The organism is Variovorax sp. OV700, assembly GCF_900099805.1.
Taxonomy (GTDB): domain Bacteria; phylum Pseudomonadota; class Gammaproteobacteria; order Burkholderiales; family Burkholderiaceae_C; genus Variovorax.
Genome location: NZ_FNDR01000008.1, coordinates 266,146 through 284,395, shown reverse-complemented (window position 1 = coordinate 284,395; position 18,250 = coordinate 266,146). Strand labels below are relative to the sequence as shown.

18 protein-coding genes are annotated in these 18,250 nt (G+C 66.7%); 16 read left to right on the top strand and 2 right to left on the bottom strand.

All coding sequences use genetic code 11. From position 1 onward, the window contains the following. Positions 1-14: 14 nt before the first annotated feature. Genes BLR24_RS20070 through BLR24_RS20060 form a run of 3 tightly spaced genes read left to right on the top strand, consistent with a single transcriptional unit; the run spans position 15 to position 3,032 of the window. Positions 15-1,028, top strand: coding sequence for an AAA family ATPase (locus BLR24_RS20070; RefSeq protein ID WP_093020081.1), 1,014 nt, complete (start codon positions 15-17; stop codon positions 1,026-1,028). Continuing rightward, positions 1,009-1,998, top strand: a complete 990-nt coding sequence (locus BLR24_RS20065) for a DUF58 domain-containing protein (RefSeq protein ID WP_093020079.1) — start codon at positions 1,009-1,011, stop codon at positions 1,996-1,998. The genes BLR24_RS20070 and BLR24_RS20065 overlap by 20 nt, the downstream gene beginning before the upstream one ends. Beyond that, positions 1,995-3,032: a VWA domain-containing protein gene (locus BLR24_RS20060; RefSeq protein WP_093020077.1), complete on the top strand. Its 1,038-nt coding sequence runs from the start codon at positions 1,995-1,997 to the stop codon at positions 3,030-3,032. The genes BLR24_RS20065 and BLR24_RS20060 overlap by 4 nt, the downstream gene beginning before the upstream one ends. Here the strand turns inward: BLR24_RS20060 and BLR24_RS20055 are convergent. Together BLR24_RS20055 and BLR24_RS20050 are read right to left on the bottom strand one after the other, a co-directional pair. Beyond that, positions 3,016-3,675: a TetR/AcrR family transcriptional regulator gene (locus BLR24_RS20055; RefSeq protein ID WP_093020075.1), complete on the bottom strand. Its 660-nt coding sequence runs from the start codon at positions 3,673-3,675 to the stop codon at positions 3,016-3,018. The genes BLR24_RS20060 and BLR24_RS20055 overlap by 17 nt on opposite strands. Before the next feature lie 65 nt (positions 3,676-3,740). After that, positions 3,741-4,343, bottom strand: a complete 603-nt coding sequence (locus BLR24_RS20050) for a phenylacetic acid degradation protein PaaY (protein ID WP_093020073.1) — start codon at positions 4,341-4,343, stop codon at positions 3,741-3,743. 149 nt (positions 4,344-4,492) lie between these two features. On the opposite strand from BLR24_RS20050, the gene BLR24_RS20045 reads away from it, so the two are divergent. The 13 genes from BLR24_RS20045 to paaZ all read left to right on the top strand — a co-directional run bounded on the left by BLR24_RS20045 (position 4,493) and on the right by paaZ (position 18,246). Then, positions 4,493-5,296 carry an enoyl-CoA hydratase-related protein gene (locus tag BLR24_RS20045; protein WP_093020071.1) on the top strand — a complete coding sequence of 268 codons (804 nt, stop codon included), beginning with the start codon at positions 4,493-4,495 and terminating at the stop codon, positions 5,294-5,296. Between the two features lie 3 nt (positions 5,297-5,299). Next, complete coding sequence (gene paaI / locus BLR24_RS20040) at positions 5,300-5,743, top strand: hydroxyphenylacetyl-CoA thioesterase PaaI (RefSeq protein WP_093020069.1); 444 nt, start codon at positions 5,300-5,302, stop codon at positions 5,741-5,743. A 12-nt stretch (positions 5,744-5,755) separates the two neighbouring features. Continuing rightward, a complete protein-coding gene (gene paaK / locus BLR24_RS20035; RefSeq protein ID WP_093020067.1) occupies positions 5,756-7,072 on the top strand; it encodes a phenylacetate--CoA ligase PaaK in 1,317 nt (438 codons plus the stop codon). 44 nt (positions 7,073-7,116) lie between these two features. Next, positions 7,117-8,130, top strand: a complete 1,014-nt coding sequence (gene paaA / locus BLR24_RS20030; protein ID WP_093020065.1) for a 1,2-phenylacetyl-CoA epoxidase subunit PaaA — start codon at positions 7,117-7,119, stop codon at positions 8,128-8,130. Continuing rightward, positions 8,127-8,423 (top strand): 1,2-phenylacetyl-CoA epoxidase subunit PaaB, encoded by a 297-nt coding sequence (gene paaB / locus BLR24_RS20025; protein ID WP_093020063.1) that lies wholly within the window; start codon positions 8,127-8,129, stop codon positions 8,421-8,423. The genes paaA and paaB overlap by 4 nt, the downstream gene beginning before the upstream one ends. Before the next feature lie 172 nt (positions 8,424-8,595). Then, positions 8,596-9,375 carry a 1,2-phenylacetyl-CoA epoxidase subunit PaaC gene (gene paaC, locus BLR24_RS20020; RefSeq protein ID WP_093020061.1) on the top strand — a complete coding sequence of 260 codons (780 nt, stop codon included), beginning with the start codon at positions 8,596-8,598 and terminating at the stop codon, positions 9,373-9,375. Then, positions 9,372-9,905, top strand: coding sequence for a 1,2-phenylacetyl-CoA epoxidase subunit PaaD (gene paaD / locus BLR24_RS20015; protein ID WP_093020192.1), 534 nt, complete (start codon positions 9,372-9,374; stop codon positions 9,903-9,905). Before paaC ends, paaD begins: the two co-directional genes overlap by 4 nt. 3 nt (positions 9,906-9,908) lie before the next feature. After that, positions 9,909-11,003 carry a 1,2-phenylacetyl-CoA epoxidase subunit PaaE gene (gene paaE, locus BLR24_RS20010; protein ID WP_093020059.1) on the top strand — a complete coding sequence of 365 codons (1,095 nt, stop codon included), beginning with the start codon at positions 9,909-9,911 and terminating at the stop codon, positions 11,001-11,003. Between the two features lie 35 nt (positions 11,004-11,038). Continuing rightward, entirely contained in the window at positions 11,039-12,184 is a 1,146-nt protein-coding gene (locus BLR24_RS20005; protein ID WP_093020057.1) for an ABC transporter substrate-binding protein, read from the top strand. 195 nt (positions 12,185-12,379) lie between these two features. Beyond that, complete coding sequence (locus BLR24_RS20000; RefSeq protein ID WP_093020055.1) at positions 12,380-13,408, top strand: branched-chain amino acid ABC transporter permease; 1,029 nt, start codon at positions 12,380-12,382, stop codon at positions 13,406-13,408. Continuing rightward, entirely contained in the window at positions 13,405-15,309 is a 1,905-nt protein-coding gene (locus BLR24_RS19995; protein ID WP_093020053.1) for a branched-chain amino acid ABC transporter ATP-binding protein/permease, read from the top strand. The genes BLR24_RS20000 and BLR24_RS19995 overlap by 4 nt, the downstream gene beginning before the upstream one ends. Then, positions 15,306-16,037 carry an ABC transporter ATP-binding protein gene (locus BLR24_RS19990; protein ID WP_093020051.1) on the top strand — a complete coding sequence of 244 codons (732 nt, stop codon included), beginning with the start codon at positions 15,306-15,308 and terminating at the stop codon, positions 16,035-16,037. Before BLR24_RS19995 ends, BLR24_RS19990 begins: the two co-directional genes overlap by 4 nt. Before the next feature lie 154 nt (positions 16,038-16,191). Beyond that, positions 16,192-18,246 carry a phenylacetic acid degradation bifunctional protein PaaZ gene (gene paaZ / locus BLR24_RS19985; protein ID WP_093020049.1) on the top strand — a complete coding sequence of 685 codons (2,055 nt, stop codon included), beginning with the start codon at positions 16,192-16,194 and terminating at the stop codon, positions 18,244-18,246. Positions 18,247-18,250: the final 4 nt, after the last annotated feature.

Genomic DNA, 18,250 nt, shown 5'->3' with positions numbered 1-18,250 from the left:
AGAAAGACCATCGCATGAGCACCGAGACCCCTTTTTCCACGTCTTCCGCCACGGCCGAGCTGATGGAGCAGATCCTCTACGAGGTCAAGCGGGTGGTGGTGGGCCAGGACCGCTTCCTGGAGCGCGTGATGGTCGCCATGCTCGCGGGCGGGCATCTGCTGGTCGAAGGCGTGCCGGGCCTCGCGAAAACGCTCACCGTCAAGACGCTGGCCGACACCGTTCGCGGCCAGTTCAAGCGCATCCAGTTCACGCCAGACCTGGTGCCGGCCGACCTGGTCGGTACGCGCATCTACAACCAGAAGACCGGCGAGTTCAGCACTTCGCTTGGGCCGGTGTTCGCCAACCTGCTGCTAGCGGACGAAATCAACCGCGCGCCGGCCAAGGTGCAGAGCGCGCTGCTCGAGGTGATGCAGGAGCGCCAGGTCACCATTGCCGGCGAAACGCACAGGGTGCCGCGGCCTTTCCTGGTCATGGCCACGCAGAACCCCATCGAGACCGAGGGTACCTATCCCCTGCCCGAGGCACAGGTCGACCGCTTCATGATGAAGGTGCTGGTCGACTACCCGAGCGACGAGGAAGAGTTCGTCATCGTCCAGCGCGTGATCGGACCGCCAGTCGGCGCCAGCCCGGTCGCGACCACCGAACAGCTCGCAGAGTTGCAGGCCGAGGCACGGCGCGTGTACGTCGATCCCTCGCTCATCCAGTACGCCGTGAAGCTGGTCTCCGCCACGCGCACGCCTGACAAGCACGGTCTGAAGGACATGCGCCGCTTCATCACTTTCGGCGCCAGCCCGCGCGCGAGCATCAGCCTCACCGAGGGCGCGCGCGCCCTCGCGCTGCTGCGCGGCCGAAGCTACGCCCTGCCCGAAGACATGACGGCGCTGGTGCCCGACGTGCTGCGCCATCGCGTGACGCTTTCCTACGAAGGCTTGTCCGAGGGGCTCACACCCGACAGCCTGATCGAGAAGATCATGAAAGCCGTCCCCGCTCCCCCAAAACCGCTCGAACATGAAAAGCTGGTGGCGTAAGGCCCCCGCGGCCGCCAATGACGAACGGCTCAATGCTGAAGCCGGCGGTGCTGAACGCGCGCTGCGCCGGCTCGAATGGACGGTGATCCGCCGCCTGGACGGCCTGCTGCAAGGCGACTACCGCACGCTGATGCGCGGCACCGGGCTCGACCTGGCCGACCTGCGCGAATACCAGCACCACGACGACGTGCGCCACATCGACTGGAACGTGACCGCGCGGCTGCAGACGCCTCACGTGCGCGTCTTCACCGAGGACCGCGAGATGTCCGCATGGTTCGTGCTCGACCTGAGCCGCTCGGTCGATTTCGGTTCCGGCAAGAAGGCCAAGCGCGAGATCTCGGCCGGCTTCGTCGGCGTGCTTGCGCGCCTGCTCACGCGCCATGGCAACCGGGTCGGCGCGCTCGTCTACGGCACCGACCTTGAAGCGGTGATTCCGCCGCGCAGCGGCCGCCGGCACGTGCTGCACCTGCTGCACGCCATGGAGCGCCGCGCCGACAAGTTCGAGGCCGCGCCCACGCAAAAAGGCATGACGCGGCTGGCTGACCTGCTGAAGTCCGCTGGCACGCTCATGCCGCGCCGCTCCACCGTCTTCGTGGTGTCCGACTTCCTGAGCGAGCCCGGCTGGGAACGCCCGCTCGGCCAACTGGTGCAGCGGCATGAAGTCATTGCTGTGCGCCTGTTCGATCCGCTTGAACTCGACCTGCCCGATCTCGGCCTGGTGCCGCTGCGCGACGCCGAAACCGGCGAGCAGCTCTGGGTCGACACCCACGATGCGGGCTTTCGCAAACGCTTTGCACGCCTGGCGGCCGAGCGTGAAGCAACGCTGCGCGCTTCACTCGCAAGGGCGGGGGTCGACGCGCTCGAGCTTTCGACCAGTGACGACCTGGTGGAAGCCATCGTTCGTTTTGCCGACATGCGCAAGCGCCGCACGCGCATCGGCATCAGCGGAGTGAAGGCGGTGGCAGCATGACTTTTCTCTGGCCTCAATTCCTTTGGTTGCTGGCGGCACTGCCGCTCCTGGTGTTGCTCTACATCTGGCTGATCCGCCGCAAGAAGAAGCTGGCAGTGCGCTATGCGAGCCTCTCGATCGTGCGCGAGGCCATGGGCGCCGGCCAGAGCATCCGGCGGCATGTCCCGCCCTTCCTGTTCCTCCTGGCCATGGCCGCCATGCTGGTGGCGGCCGCGCGGCCGATGGCCGTGGTGATGCTGCCTTCGAATCAGCAGACCATCATCCTCGCGATGGACGTTTCCGGAAGCATGCGCGCGGCCGACGTGCTGCCCAACCGCCTGGTCGCAGCCCAGGAAGCGGCCAAGACCTTCATCAAGGACCTGCCGCGGCACGTGAAAGTGGGCATCGTCGCCTTCGCGGGCAGCGCGCAGGTGGCGCAGTTGCCCACCACCAACCACGACGACCTGATCACCGCCATCGACAGCTTCCAGCTGCAGCGCGCCACGGCCACGGGCAACGCGATCGTGGTGTCGCTCGCCACCCTGTTCCCCGACGCGGGCATCGACGTCTCGCAGTTCAGCGCACCGAGCCGCCAGCGCGGCACGCCCATCGACCAGACGGAGAAGCAGGCCAAGGAGTTCACGCCGGTGGCGCCGGGCTCCTACACCTCGGCCGCCATCATCATGCTGACCGACGGCCAGCGCACCACGGGCGTTGATCCGCTCGATGCCGCCAAGGCCGCGGCGGACCGCGGCGTGCGCATCTACACGGTGGGCGTGGGCACGGTCGATGGCGAGACCATCGGCTTCGAAGGCTGGTCGATGCGCGTGCGGCTCGACGAGGAAACGCTCAAGGCCGTGGCCAACAAGACGCAGGCCGAATACTTCTACGCCGGCACCGCCGCCGACCTGAAGAAGGTGTACGAAACGCTGAGCTCGCGGCTCACGGTGGAGAAAAAGGAAACCGAGGTCTCGGCGCTCTTCGCGCTCGGCGCGGCCATTCTCACGCTGCTGTCGGCGGGGCTGTCGCTGCTCTGGTTCAACCGGATCCTTTGACCGCGTCCGGCTGGTTTGCCGGCGGCGCCGAATCGGCGCGGGGCGCAGGTGCCTTCACCGCGCCGATACCGCCCAGGAACAGGTCGGCCACGATCGGCGCAATCGACGCATGGTCGAGCCGGCCGCCGGGCTTCATCCAGGTGAACATCCAGTTGATCATGCCGAACAGCAGCATGGTCAGCGGCTTGGCGAGGTCGTCGCTCGGCGCGCCCGGGCGCAGGGCGGACACGGCGCGCGCAAAGCCCGCCACCACTTGGCGCTCCTGGTCGAGCACGCGCTCGCGGTCTGCTTCTTCCAGAAAACGCACGTCGTCGGTGAGCACGCGGTGCGCGTCCTGCGCACCCGCATATTCCTCGACGATGCGGTAGATGAAGCGGCGCAGCCGCTCTTCGTCGGTGTGGGTCGAGGCCTCTTCCTCGGCCACCAGCGCGGCCAGCCGAGACACGTGCGTCTCGGCGATGCTGATGAGGAGGCTGCTCTTGTCCCGGTAGTAGTGATAGAGCGTGGCCTTCGAGAGGTTGCAGGCCTCGGCCACCTGGTTCATCGAGGTGGCTGGATAGCCGCGGCGCGCGAACAGCTGGGCGGCCTGCGCGAGGATCAGTTCACGCTGGTCGTCGTAGGTGGCGGATCTTCCACGCGGCATCGGGTCTTCTTTCTTCCTTGACAGGCAGTTGCGGGCAACCCTCGATCTTGCATGAAGCGCGCCGGCTAGCCGCGCCGCGTCGCAATCAGCGAGCGCACATCGGTCGCGGGCAGGCGAGGACGCCCCGGTTCCAGCTGCTCCAGCGGCGCTACCTCGCGCAGGCTCGCGAGGCTGCGCTCGGTCAGCGCCTGGTAGGTCTGGGTGCCTTCGAGTTTCCAGGCAATTTCCTCGTCGCTCAGCATCTTCTTCACCTTGGCGGGAATGCCCGCCACCAGCGAGCGCGCCGGCACCTTCATGCCGGCCGGGACGAAGGCGCAGGCCGCGACGATCGCCTGCTCGCCAATCTCGGCCTCGTCCATCACCACCGCATTCATGCCCACCAGCGCATCGCGCCGCACGACGCAGCTGTGCAGGATCGCGCCATGGCCGATGTGGCCGTTGACCTCGACCACCGTGTCCTGGTCGGGAAAGCCGTGAATGCAGCAGTGGTCCTGCACGTTGGAGCCTTCCTCCAGCACGATGCGGCCGAAGTCACCGCGGAGGCTCGCGCAGGGGCCCACGTAGCAGCCGGGGCCGACGATCACGTCGCCGATCAAGACGGCGCTGGGATGCACGTAGGCCGTCGGGTCGACGACGGGAATCACCCCATCGATGGAGTAGCTGGGCATTCGGTCGGTCTCCTTGAATGCGGGCTCAGGGTTTGCCCCGACTTAACCCGCTTGTGCCGTCATGGAAGACGATCTTAAAATCTACCGGACGGTCGGTCAATAGTGTTTGAGGGCCGATTCACCCCATTTCAAGGATGAGAGACAAGCCCATGCCAGAACCTTTAGTTCTCGCCAGCGATGCCGGCGCCGTGCGCACGTTGAGCCTTAACCGCCCCGCGGCGCTCAACAGCTTCACGACGGAATTGCATGCCGAGCTGATGGCCGCGCTCGACCTTGCCGCGCGTGACGAGAAGGTGCGCTGCGTCGTGCTTACAGGTGCTGGTCGCGGCTTCTGCGCCGGGCAGGACCTCGCCGACCCTGCGGTCGCACCCGACTCCACACCCGGTGCCGCGCCCAAGGACCTGGGCCATGTCATCTCCACTTACTACGCCCCGCTGGTGGCGCGCCTGCGCTCGATGCCGATGCCCGTGATCGCAGCCGTCAACGGCGTTGCTGCCGGAGCCGGCGCCAACATCGCGCTGTGTTGCGACCTTGTCGTAGCCGCGCATTCGGCCAGCTTCATCCAGGCATTCACCAAGATCGGCCTCGTGCCCGACACAGGCGGCACGTGGCTGCTGCCGCGGCTCGTGGGCTCGGCGCGCGCGCTGGGCATCGCGATGCTGGGCGACAAGCTGCCGGCCGAAGAAGCCGCGCGCATCGGCCTGATCTGGCAATGCGTGGAAGACGCGGCACTGGCCGAGACGGTCGCCGCACTCGCATCGAAACTGGCTGGCATGCCGACCCGCGCCCTCGTTGCCACGCGCCAAGCGATGGCCGCGTCGCAGGACATGAACCTCGATGCCGCACTTGCCGAAGAAGCCCGCCTCCAACGCGAGATGGGCAACGCCAACGACTACCGCGAGGGCGTCGAAGCCTTCCGCGCCAAGCGCGCGCCGGTGTTCAAGGACCGCTGAGCCATGAATGACACCACCCGCACCCCGCAGCAAACCGCCGAGTACGTCCGCGACGGCATGTTCGCGAACGACAACGCGAGCAAGGGCCTCGGCATGCGCATCGTCGAGATCGCACCGGGCCAGGCCACGCTCGAGATGCGCGTGCGCACCGACATGCTCAACGGCCACGCCATCTGCCACGGCGGCTTCATGGCCACGCTGGCCGATTCCACCTTTGCTTTTGCCTGCAACTCGTACAACGAACTGACGGTCGCCTCGGGCTTCTCGATCGACTTCATTGCGCCGGCGCGCGAAGACGACGTGCTCACCGCGCGCTGCTTCGAGGTTTCGAAAGCCGGCCGCACCGGCGTGTACGACGCCGAAATCACCAACCAGCGCGGCGAGCGCATCGCGATCTTTCGCGGCCGCTCCTACACCGCCAAGGGCCGCCCCGCCGTTGCCGCCTGAGGAGACAAGCCCATGACAGCCAGACACCCCGCGCCCGGCGAGCTCGAACCCATCGAAACCGCGAGCCGCGACGAAATCACCGCGCTGCAGATCCGGCGCCTGCGCGCCACGCTGCAGCGCGCATACGACAACGTGGCGCACTACCGCAAGGCCTTCGATGCCAAGGGCGTGCATCCGGAAGACCTGAAGACGCTCGCCGACCTGTCGAAGTTTCCGTTCACGGTGAAGAGCGACCTGCGCGACAACTATCCCTTCGGCATGTTCGCCGTGCCGCGCACGCAGGTTGCGCGCATCCATGCGTCGTCGGGCACCACCGGCAAGCCGACCGTGGTGGGCTACACGCTGAAGGACATCGACACCTGGGCCAATCTCGTCGCGCGCTCGATTCGGGCAGCAGGTGGGCGGGCCGGTGACATGGTCCACGTGGCCTATGGCTACGGACTTTTCACAGGCGGCCTTGGTGCGCACTACGGCGCCGAGCGCGCGGGCTGCACGGTCATCCCGATGTCGGGCGGCCAGACCGAGAAGCAAGTTCAGCTGATCCAGGACTTCAAGCCCGACATCATCATGGTCACGCCCAGCTACATGCAGGTGATCATCGAGCAGTTCGAACGCCAGGGCCTCGATGCGAAAGACAGCTCGCTCAAGATCGGCATCTTCGGCGCCGAGCCCTGGACCGAAGCGATGCGCCGCGACATCGAGGGCAAGGCCGGCATCGATGCGGTCGACATCTACGGCCTCTCCGAAGTGATGGGCCCGGGCGTGGCCAGCGAATGCGTCGAGAGCAAGGACGGCCCGGTCATCTGGGAAGACCATTTCTACCCCGAGATCATCGATCCCGACACCGGCGAATTGAAGGCCGACGGCGAAGAAGGCGAACTGGTCTTCACCTCGCTCAGCAAGGAGGCCATGCCGATCGTGCGCTACCGCACGCGCGACCTCACTCGATTGCTACCACCCACCTCTCGCGCCTTCCGCCGCATGGGCAAGATCGTCGGGCGCAGCGACGACATGATGATCATCCGCGGCGTCAACGTCTTTCCAACGCAGGTGGAAGAAATCGTGCTCGCGCACGAGCGCCTGTCGGGCATCTACCAGGTGCACGTGCGCCGCGACGGCCTGCTCGATGAGGTCGAGGTGCATTGCGAACTGGATCACCGCAACGCCGCCATCGACGAAGCCGATCGCAAGGCCATCGCCGCCTGGGTGCAGGAACGCGTGAAGACGCTGGTCGGCATCTCGACGGCGGTGCGCGTGTTCGACCCCGATTCCATCGAACGCACGCAGACCGGCAAGGCCCGCCGCGTGATCGACACGCGACCGCGCTGAGCGCCGCGCGCCGTTCATCAACCCCTTTTGCAAAGGACACGCACATGTATACCCAGGCGATGGACACCGTGGGCAAGGACGCCGGCGAAGACGGCAAGAAGAAAGCGGTGCGCTCGGCCGAAGAAATGCGGCTCGAGGAGCGCTTCGACGCGCACATCGACGCCGGCGATTTCATCGAGGCCAAAGATTGGATGCCCGAGCACTACCGCAAGACGCTGGTTCGCCAGATCAGCCAGCACGCGCATTCCGAGATCGTCGGCATGCTGCCCGAGGGCAACTGGATCGGCCGCGCGCCCACGCTCAAGCGCAAGGCCATCCTGCTGGCCAAAGTGCAGGACGAAGGCGGCCACGGGCTCTACCTGTATGCCGCCGCCGAGACGCTGGGCACCTCGCGCGACCAGATGTTCGACGCACTGCACACCGGCAGGGCCAAGTACAGCTCGATCTTCAACTACCCCACGCTGACCTGGGCCGACATGGGCACCATCGGCTGGCTGGTGGACGGCGCGGCCATCATGAACCAGGTGCCGATCTGCCGCTGCTCGTATGCGCCGTATGCACGCGCCATGATCCGCATCTGCCGCGAGGAAAGCTTTCACCAGCGCCAGGGCTATGAAGCGCTGCTGACGATGATGACTCGCGGCACCGAGGCGCAGAAGGCGATGGTGCAGGACGCGGTCAACCGCTGGTGGTGGCCTTCGATCATGATGTTCGGCCCGCCGGACGACCAGTCGCCCAACAGCGCGCAGTCGATGCGCTGGGGCATCAAGCGCTTCAGCAACGACGAATTGCGCCAGAAGTTCATCGACGCCGCCGTGGAGCAGGCGCGCATCCTCGGCGTCACGCTGCCCGACCCCGACCTGAAGTGGAACGAAGAGCGCCAGGCGCACGACTTCGGCACCATCGACTGGAGCGAGTTCTGGCGCGTGATCGGCGGCGACGGCCCCTGCAACCGCGAGCGCCTGCAGGCCCGTGTCGATGCATGGGAAGAAGGCGCGTGGGTGCGCGAAGCCGCGATGGCCCACGCCAACAAGCAACCAATGAAGGAGGCCGCATGAGCGCCGACATCCAGCAAGAGTGGCCCCTGTGGGAAGTGTTCGTGCGGAGCAAGGCCGGGCTCGACCACAAGCATTGCGGCAGCCTGCATGCGGTCGATCCGAAGATGGCAATCCAGATGGCGCGAGACGTGTACACGCGCCGACAGGAAGGCAGCAGCATCTGGGTGGTGCGCTCGGAACAGATCGTGGCGAGCGATCCGGGTGACAAGGACATGTTCTTCGATCCGGCGGAGGACAAGGTGTATCGCCATCCGACCTTCTATTCGCTGCCCAAGTCAGTCGACCACATGTGAGACTTTGATGAGCGCCCACGAGTGGACTTCGTGTTGTCCCCTCTCCCTCTGGGAGAGGGCTAGGGTGAGGGCCGCCGGCCTTCGCTACAGACAGATCTCTTCCACCGCCCGCGCCCTCACCCCCACCCTCTCCCCAAGGGGAGAGGGAGCAAGACAGAGTTGGAACCACTGAATGCAAGCCTCTATCGAACTGAACCGCACCCCCACAGTGCAATACCTGCTGCGCATCGGCGATACCTGCCTGGTGCTCGCGCAGCGCCTCGGCGAATGGTGCGGCCATGCACCCGTGCTGGAAGAAGACATCGCGATGGCCAACATCGCGCTCGACCTCGTCGGGCAAGCCCGCGCGCTGCTCACGCATGCCGGCAAGCTCGAAGGAGAAGGCCGCGCGCACGACGAAGACCAGCTCGCCTATCTTCGCGACGAGCGCGACTACTTCAACCTCACGCTCGTCGAATTGCCGCGAGGCGACTTCGCCTTTGCCGTGGTGCGCAACACCATGGTCGCCACGCTGCTCAAGCTGCTTTGGCAACGCCTTGCCGCATCGAACGATGCCGAGGTGGCCGCCATTGCCGGCAAGGCCGTGAAGGAAGCGCGCTACCACCAGCAGCATTCGGGCGACTGGGTGGTACGGCTTGGCGATGGCACCGAGGAGTCGCGCCGTCGCACCGAGCGTGCGTTGAAGCAGCTTTGGCTCTACGTGCCCGAGCTGTTCGAAAGCGATGCAGTCGATGCAGAAGCCAGCGCAACAGGCCTCGGCCCCGCGTGGAGCGAACTGCGCGAACCCTGGTTCGCCGAGATGCAACAGGTGCTAGACGCCGCCAATCTCGAGATGCCGAAGGAGGCCGCCTTCCGCAGCACCGGAAAGCAAGGCGTGCACACCGAACACATGGGCTACATCCTGGCCGAGATGCAGCACCTGCAGCGCTCTTACCCCGGAGGCGTGTGGTGAACAACGCCGTCGCATCTCGCGTCGACGCGGCCTGGGCCGTGCTGCACACAGTGCTCGATCCCGAGGTGCCGGCCGTGTCGGTCTGCGACCTGGGCATCGTGCGCGAAGTGATCGAACATGACGACGGGCTGGAGATCGTGCTCACGCCCACCTACTCGGGATGCCCCGCGACCGAAGCCATCGAGCAAGACGTGCTGGCCGCCATCGAAAAAGCCGGCCTCGGCCGCGCACGCGCAACTTTGCGCCGCGCGCCGGCCTGGAGCAGCGACTGGATCAGCGAAGAAGGCCGCGCAAGGCTCAAGGCCTACGGCATCGCACCGCCGGCCCACCTTACCCCCGAAGCCGCCGCCGGCACCGCGATGCCCATCCGCCTGTTCGGCCGCATTGCCGGCGTGAAAGAAAGCATCGCCTGCCCGCGCTGCGCGAGCGAGCGCACCGAACGCCTGTCCGCCTTCGGCTCCACCGCCTGCAAGGCGCTCTACCGCTGCATGGCCTGCCGCGAACCCTTCGAACATTTCAAGCCGATCTAAGCGATGAGCACCCTCTTCCACCCGCTGCGCGTGAAGGCCGTCGAGCCCGACACCTCGGAGGCCGTCGTCGTCTCGTTCGAGGTACCGCCCGAGCTTCGGGAAGTCTTCGGCTTCACGCAGGGCCAGTACCTCACATTGCGCCGCGACATCGACGGCCAGGACCTGCGCCGGTCGTACTCGATCTGCGCCGGCCTCGACGACGGCGAGCTGCGCGTGGGCGTGCGCAAGGTGCGGGACGGCGTGTTCTCCAACTGGATCAACGCGCACCTTCAGCCCGGCGACACGGTGCAGGTGATGGCGCCGCAGGGCCGCTTCTTCGTGCCCATCGAGCCGGCTTCCGCGCGCCACCACGTCGGCATTGCGGGCGGCAGCGGCATCACGCCGATCCTGTCGATCATGAAGACCGTGCTGGCGCGCGAACCCAGGAGCCGCTTCACGCTGATCTACGGCAACCGTCAGTTGCAGTCCACGATGTTCAAGGAAGAAATCGAGGACCTGAAGAACCGCTACATGACGCGCCTCGTGCTGCAGCACGTGTTCTCCGACGAGCACACCGATTCGCCGCTGGGCTTCGGCGTGATGAACCGCGAGAAGATCGGCGAGTTCCTGGGCACGCTGGTGCCGGCCGCGAGCATCGACCATGTGTACATCTGCGGCCCGTTCCAGATGAACGACGAGGCCGAGGCGGCGCTGCTCGCAGCGGGCGTGCCCGAAGAGCGCATTCACATCGAGCGCTTCGGCGTTGCACTGCCTTCCGGCGCTTCGGCCGGCGAGGTGGGCGCGGTGGTGCACGAGGCCCTGCCCGGCGACGCCAAGCAGGCGCGCATCACCATCGTGCGCGATGGCTTGCAGCGCGAGATCACTTTCACCGAAGGACAGCCGAGCATCCTCGATGCGGCTTCCGCAGCCGGGCTCGAGGTGCCGTTCTCTTGCACCTCCGGCGTGTGCGGCACCTGCCGCGCCAAGCTCGTGGAGGGGGAAGTCCGCATGGAAAGAAACTTTGCGCTCGACAAGAATGAAGTGGCCGCGGGCTTCGTGCTGACCTGCCAGTCGCACCCTCTCACCGAACGCGTGACACTGTCCTTCGACGAGCGCTGACCCCATAACAATTTTTCAACCGGAGACAAACCAAAATGAAATTCTTCAAGCCCCTGCTGATCGCGGCGCTGTGCGCCACCGCCGTTGCCGCATGGGCCGACATCAATGTCGGCGTGACGCTCTCGGCCACCGGTCCGGCTGCCTCGCTCGGCATTCCCGAGAAGAACACCATCGCGCTGATGCCCAAGACCATCGCCGGCCAGAAGATCAACTACATCGTGCTCGACGATGCCTCCGACACCACGGCGGCCGTGGCCAACACGCGCAAGCTCATCGCCGAGAACAAGGTCGACATCGTGCTGGGCTCCACCACCACGCCCAACTCGCTCGCAATGATCGACGTGGCCAGCGAAGCCAAGACGCCGATGATTTCCATCGCCGCCTCGGCCCGCATCGTGGAGCCGATGGACGCCAAGAAGCAGTGGGTCTTCAAGACGCCGCAGAACGACATCATGATGTCTCTCGCCATTGCCGAGCACATGGCAGCCAACGGCGTGAAGACAGTGGCCTTCATCGGCTTCTCCGACGCGTACGGCGAAGGCTGGTCGCAGGAATTTGCCAAGGCGGCGGAGCTGAAGAAGCTCAAGATCGTCGCCAACGAACGCTACGCGCGCACCGACACTTCGGTGACCGGCCAGGCCCTGAAGATCATGGCGACCAAGGCCGATGCGGTGCTGGTCGCGGGCTCCGGCACGCCGGCCGCGCTGCCGCAGAAGACGCTGAAGGAGCGCGGCTACACCGGCAAGATGTACCAGACCCATGGCGTGGCCAACGCCGACTTCCTGCGCGTTGGCGGCAAGGACGTGGAAGGCACCTTCCTGCCGGCCGGTCCCGTACTCGTGGCCGAGCAGCTGCCCGCAAGCCATCCGGTGAAGAAGTCCGCCTTGGCCTACGTCACCGCCTACGAGGGCGCGAACGGCAAGAACACGGTGTCGACCTTTGGTGCGCATGCGTGGGACGCGGGCCTCTTGATGACATCGGCCGTGCCAGTTGCGCTCAAGAAGGCGCAGCCGGGCACGCCCGAATTTCGCGCCGCGCTGCGCGACGCGCTCGAGCAAGTCAAAGACGTGTCTGGCGCTCACGGCGTATTCAACATGACGGCCAACGACCATCTGGGCCTGGACCAACGCGCCCGGGTCATGGTGAAGATCGAGAACGGCGCCTGGAAATTCCAGCCCTGAACGGTCTCGCTCCCTCCCCTCCCGGGGGAGGGTTGGGGTTGGGGCACGACGGCACGAACGTCCGCGCGGCTTTGAATGCAGGGATGCCCCCATCCCAACCTTCCCCCGGAAGGGGAAGGAGCAACACAACGCCCGGCTGAAGACGCAGGCGCCGGACACTGATTCGACACACGGGCAAGGCTCGAAGGTTTTTTTATGGATCTGCAGATCGCCCTTTTGCTAGGGCAGGACGGCATCGTGAACGGTGCCGTCTATGGACTGATGGCGCTCGCCTTGGTGCTGGTGTTCTCTGTCACGCGCGTCATCTTCATTCCGCAGGGCGAGTTCGTCGCCTTCGGCGCGCTGTCGATGGCCATGCTGCAGACTGGCCGCGTGCCGGCCACACTGTGGCTGCTGGTCACGCTCGCGGCCATGGTGCTGGTGGTGGAAGCCTGGCGCTGGAAGCGCGGCACGGTGGTGGACTGGGGTTCGGCGCTCACCTGGTGCGTGGCGCTGCCGGCGCTGGCCTGCGCGCTTGTGCTCGGACTCAAGCCGACCTCGATGGCAACCCAGTCGATCACAACGCTGGTGCTGATCGCGCCGCTCGGTCCGTTGCTCTATCGCCTCGCCTACCGGCCGCTGGCCGATGCCAGCGTGCTGATGCTGCTGATCGTCTCGGTCGCGCTGCACGGCGTGCTGGTGGGGCTGGGCCTGCTCTTCTTCGGCGCCGAAGGCTATCGCACCACGGCGTTCTCCGAAGAGCGCTTCGACGTCGGCGGCATTCCAGTCAGCGGACAGTCGCTGGTGGTGGTCGGCATCACGCTGCTGCTGGTGATTGCGATGTTCTTTTTCTTCGGCCGCTCGATGGTCGGCAAGGCACTGCGCGCCACCGCCATCAATCGCGTGGGCGCGCGGCTGTCGGGCATTCCAACGGAACTGTCGGGCGATCTGAGCTTCGCGCTCGCGGCACTTATCGGCGCGGTCTCGGGCCTCTTGATCGCGCCGCTCACCACGGTGTATTACGACACTGGATTCCTGATCGGCCTGAAGGGCTTCGTCGCCGCCATCGTGGGCGGGCTCGCGAGCTATCCGCTGGCGCTGGCCGGCGCGCTGCTGGTCGGGCAGCTCGAGGCCTTTGCCTCGTTCTGGGCCAGCCCGTTCAAGGAGGTGCTGGTCTTCACGCTGATCATCCCGGTGCTGTGGTGGCGCTCGCTGCACAGCCGCCATGTGGAGGACGAGGAATGAGCGCGCCGTCGAATCCCATCACCGCCCACCTGCCGCCCGCGGGCAAGCCGCTGGTCACCTCGCGCCAGCTCACGCTGGTGCTGGTCGTCGCGATGGCGCTGGCCTGGGGCTTCCTGCCCGAGTTCACGGTTTCGGTGCTCAGCAACATCGGGCTCTATGCGCTGGTTGCGGCCGGCCTGGTCATGCTGACCGGCGTGGGCGGCATGACCTCTTTCGGCCAAGCCGCATTCGTCGGCGTGGGTTCCTATGCCACCGCATGGATCTGCACCTCGCCCACTGTCGCGGCATGGATGGGCGGCTTCGTGGGGCCCGCGTTGCTGCCATGGGCAGGGCTGTTGCTCGGCCTGGTGCTGACCTTCGCGCTCGCATGGGCGCTGGGTGCGGTCACGCTCAAGCTGCAGGGCCACTACCTGCCGCTGTGCACGATTGCGTGGGGCCTGAGCCTGTACTACCTGTTCGGCAACATGGATTTCCTCGGCGGGCAGACGGGCATCACCGGCGTCCCGCCGCTGGTCATCGCGGGCTTCTCGCTGGCCACGCCGCGCGCACTCGGCATCGTGATCTGGGCCGTGCTGCTGCTCGCGCTCTGGGCCCTGCACAACCTGCTCGATTCGCGCGAAGGCCGCGCCATTCGCGCGCTCAAGGGCGGCCGACTCATGGCCGAGTCGATGGGCGTGGACACGGCGCGCCACCGCGTGAAGCTCTTCGTGCTCGCGGCCCTGCTGGCTGCCGTGTCGGGCTGGCTTTATGCACACCTGCAGCGCTTCGTGAACCCTACGCCCTTCAACCTGAACATCGGCATCGAGCTGCTGTTCATGGCGGTGGTGGGCGGCGCGGGCCACCTTTGGGGGGCGGTTCTGGGGGCCGCGCTCATCACGCTGCTGAAGGAAAAACTGCAGGACGTGCTGCCTTCGCTGCTCGGCAGCAGCGGCAACTTCGAAGTGATTGTGTTCGGCCTGCTCATGCTCTTCGTGCTGCAGCGTTTTGCGGAGGGCCTCTGGCCCACGCTGGCGCGCATCGCGAGCCGCTGGGTACGCCCGCATGCCGCTGCTGCGCCCGATGTGGCGCGGCCCGCCGTCCCGACCGTGCAACTTGCGCAGCGCAACCTGCCCGCCAAGGGCGAGGTGTTGCTGCAAGCCACCAGCGTCAGCAAGCACTTCGGCGGACTGGTAGCCAACAACGACATCTCGATGACGCTGAAGGCCGGCGAGATCCACGCGCTCATCGGGCCGAACGGCGCGGGCAAGAGCACCTTCTTCAACATGATCTCCGGCGTGGACGATCCAAGCGCCGGCGAAGTGCGGCTTGCGGGCCAGACGATGACTGCAAAGCCTTCTCGCGTGTTCGCCGCGCTGGGATTGGGCCGCACCTTCCAGCACGTGCGCCTGCTCGGCCAGCGCAGCGTGGTCGAGAACGTGACGCTCGGCGCCCATCTGCGCGCGAAGCGTGGCTGGCTTGCCGCCATGCTCAGGCTGGACCGTGCCGAAGAAGCGGCACTGATGGCTGAAGCTCGCCGGCAGATCGAACGCTGCGGCCTCGGCGCGCACGCCGACACGCCGGCCGCATCGCTCTCGCTGGGCCAGCAGCGCGTGGTCGAGATCGCGCGCGCCTTGGCCGGCCAGCCTTCGGTGTTGCTGCTCGACGAGCCCGCCGCGGGCCTGCGGCATCTGGAGAAGCGCGCGCTTTCCGTGCTGCTGGGACAGCTGCGCGCGGAAGGGCTCGGCATCCTGGTGGTGGAACACGACATGGAATTTGTGATGAACCTCGCCGATCGGATCACGGTGCTCGAATTCGGCACCGTCATTGCGACCGGAACGCCGGCCGAAGTGCAGGCCAACCCGCGCGTGCTCGAAGCCTACCTGGGCGGCGCAGACGACGAACTGCTGGAGGAGACACGATGAGCATGCCAGTTCTCCAGCTCGACGGCTTCAGTGTTGCCTACCGCACCGTCGAGGCAGTGCACAGCGTGCAGCTGCATGTGAACGAAGGCGAGATCGTCACTGTCATCGGCCCCAATGGCGCCGGCAAGACCACGCTGCTGTGCGCAACGATGGGCCTGCTGCCCTCCACCGGTAGTCTTGCGCTGCATGGCGAGCGCATCGCGCGGCCGGGCGTGGAGACCATGGTGGCGCGCGGCGCTGCGCTGGTGCCCGAAAGGCGCGAGCTGTTCGGCGACATGTCGGTCGAAGACAACCTGCTGCTGGGTGGTTTCTACCAATGGCGCAAGGGCACACGCGACCAGCGAGCGCGCATGGACGAAGTGTTCGAGATCTTTCCGCGCCTGCGCGAGCGGCGCCCCCAATTGGCGTCGACGCTTTCAGGCGGCGAGCGCCAGATGCTCGCCATCGGCCGCGCGCTCATGGCGCGTCCGCGGCTCCTGATGCTCGACGAGCCCTCGCTTGGCCTCGCGCCGCTGGTGGTGCGCGAAGTGCTGCGCGTGGTTTCTCAGCTGCGCAGCCACGGCGTCTCGGTGCTGCTGGTGGAGCAGAACGCGCGCGCCGCATTGCAGGTGGCAGACCGCGCCTACGTGCTCGAGATGGGTGCCGTGGCGCTCCAGGGCAATGCGCGCGACTTGATGCACGACCAAAGAATCATCGATACCTACCTGGGCATCGGAAAGAAGGAATGACCCGGTTTTTTCTCCCTCCCCTTTCGGGGGAGGGCTGGGGTGGGGGCATCACGGCGTTCGATAGAGCACTGTGCCGAATGAACGCCGTCTGCCCCCATCCCAGCCTTCCCCCGGGACGGGAAGGAGCAATACCTAGACATCGAAAGGACACCGCATGACCACCACCCTTCAGAGCTACATCGCCGGCCGCTGGATCGGCCAGGAGCGCGCGCAGCAATTGCGCAGCGCCATCAACGGGCAGGCCGTGGCCAGCACGCATGCCGAAGCCATCGACTTCGCCGAAGCGCTGAACCACGCACGCCGTGTCGGCCTGCCCGCGCTGATGGCGCTCGACTTCCAGCAACGCTCGGAGCGCCTGAAGGCCCTCGCCAAGTTTCTGGCCGTGAACAAGGAAACGCTCTACGCCATCTCGGCCCACACGGGTGCGACCCGCACCGACAGCTGGATCGACATCGAAGGCGGCGCCGGCACGCTCAGCGCCTATGCCGGCATAGGCACCAACGAGCTGCCGTCGGGCAACCTGGTACACGAAGGTCCGGCCTTCCCGCTCGGCAAGAAGGGCGGCTTCGCCGGCACGCACATCCTGGTGCCGCGCGGTGGCGTGGCGGTGCACATCAACGCGTTCAACTTTCCGGTGTGGGGCCTGCTTGAGAAGTTCGCGCCCAGTTTTCTCGCGGGCATGCCCTGCATCGGCAAGCCGGCCACGGCCACCAGCTACCTCACCGAAGCGCTGGTGCGGCTCATCGTGCAGTCGGGCATCCTTCCCGAAGGAAGCCTGCAGCTGGTGATCGGCGGCACGGGCGACTTGCTCGACCGGCTCGAGGGCGCCGACGTGGTCACCTTCACCGGCTCGGCCGACACCGCGGCCAGGCTGCGTGTGCATCCGAACCTGGTGCGCCAGTCGATCCCGTTCAATGCCGAGGCCGACTCGCTCAACTGCGCGATCCTGGCGCCCGACGTCACGCCCGACGACGAGGAGTTCGATCTCTTCGTGAAGGAGGTGGCACGTGAGATGACCATCAAGGCCGGCCAGAAATGCACCGCCATCCGTCGCGCCATCGTGCCGCGCCAGCATCTCGATGCGGTGGCCGAGCGCCTGCGGGCGCGGCTCGCCAAGACCGTCATCGGCGATCCGTCGCGCGAAGAGGTACGAATGGGCGCCCTCGCCTCGCATGCGCAGCAGGCCGACGTTGCCGAGCGCGTGGCCACGCTGCTGCAAGAGGCGGAGCTGGTCCATGGCGAACGCGACGGCTTCTCGCCCGTGGGCGACGGCGTCGCCGAAGGCGCCTTCTTCGCGCCCACGCTGCTGTTGAGCCGCAAGCCGCTCGAACACGATGCCGCGCACGACGTCGAGGCCTTCGGCCCCGTCAGCACGCTGATGCCGTATGACGGCATCGACGAAGCCCTGGCACTCGCGGCACGCGGTCGCGGCAGCCTTGTCGGCACGTTGGTCACGCGCGACCCGGCCATTGCGGCCCGGGCCATTCCGGTGGCCGCCGCATGGCACGGCCGCCTTCTGGTGCTCGACCGCGAGGCGGCGGCCGAATCGACCGGCCACGGATCGCCGCTGCCGCAACTCAAGCACGGCGGGCCGGGCCGCGCGGGCGGCGGCGAAGAGCTCGGCGGCCTGCGCGCGGTGAAGCACTACCTGCAGCGCGCCGCGGTGCAGGGCTCGCCCACCATGCTGGCCGCGATCACCGGCGAGCACGTGCGCGGCGCGGCCGTGCGCGAGAGCGAGGTGCATCCGTTCCGCCGTTACTTCGAAGACCTGCGGATCGGCGACTCGCTGCTCACGCACCGCCGCACCGTCGGAGAGGCCGACATCGTGGCCTTCGGCGGCATCTCGGGCGACTATTTCTACATGCACTTCGACGAGGTGGCGGCGAAGGAATCGCCCTTCGGCAAGCGCATCGCGCATGGCTACTTCGTGCTGTCGGCCGCGGCCGGCCTGTTCGTCTCGCCCGCGCCAGGGCCGGTGCTGGCCAACTACGGCCTGGACACGCTGCGCTTCGTCAAGCCCGTGGGCATCGGCGACACCATCCGGGCACGACTGACCTGCAAGCGCAAGACCGACCGCAACAAGAAGGACGCGAGCGGCCACGGCCAGGGCGTGGTGGCATGGGACGTGGAGGTGACCAACCAGGACGGCGAGCTGGTCGCGAGCTACGACATCCTGACCCTCGTCTCCAAGAAACCTCACGCCGCCTGATAAC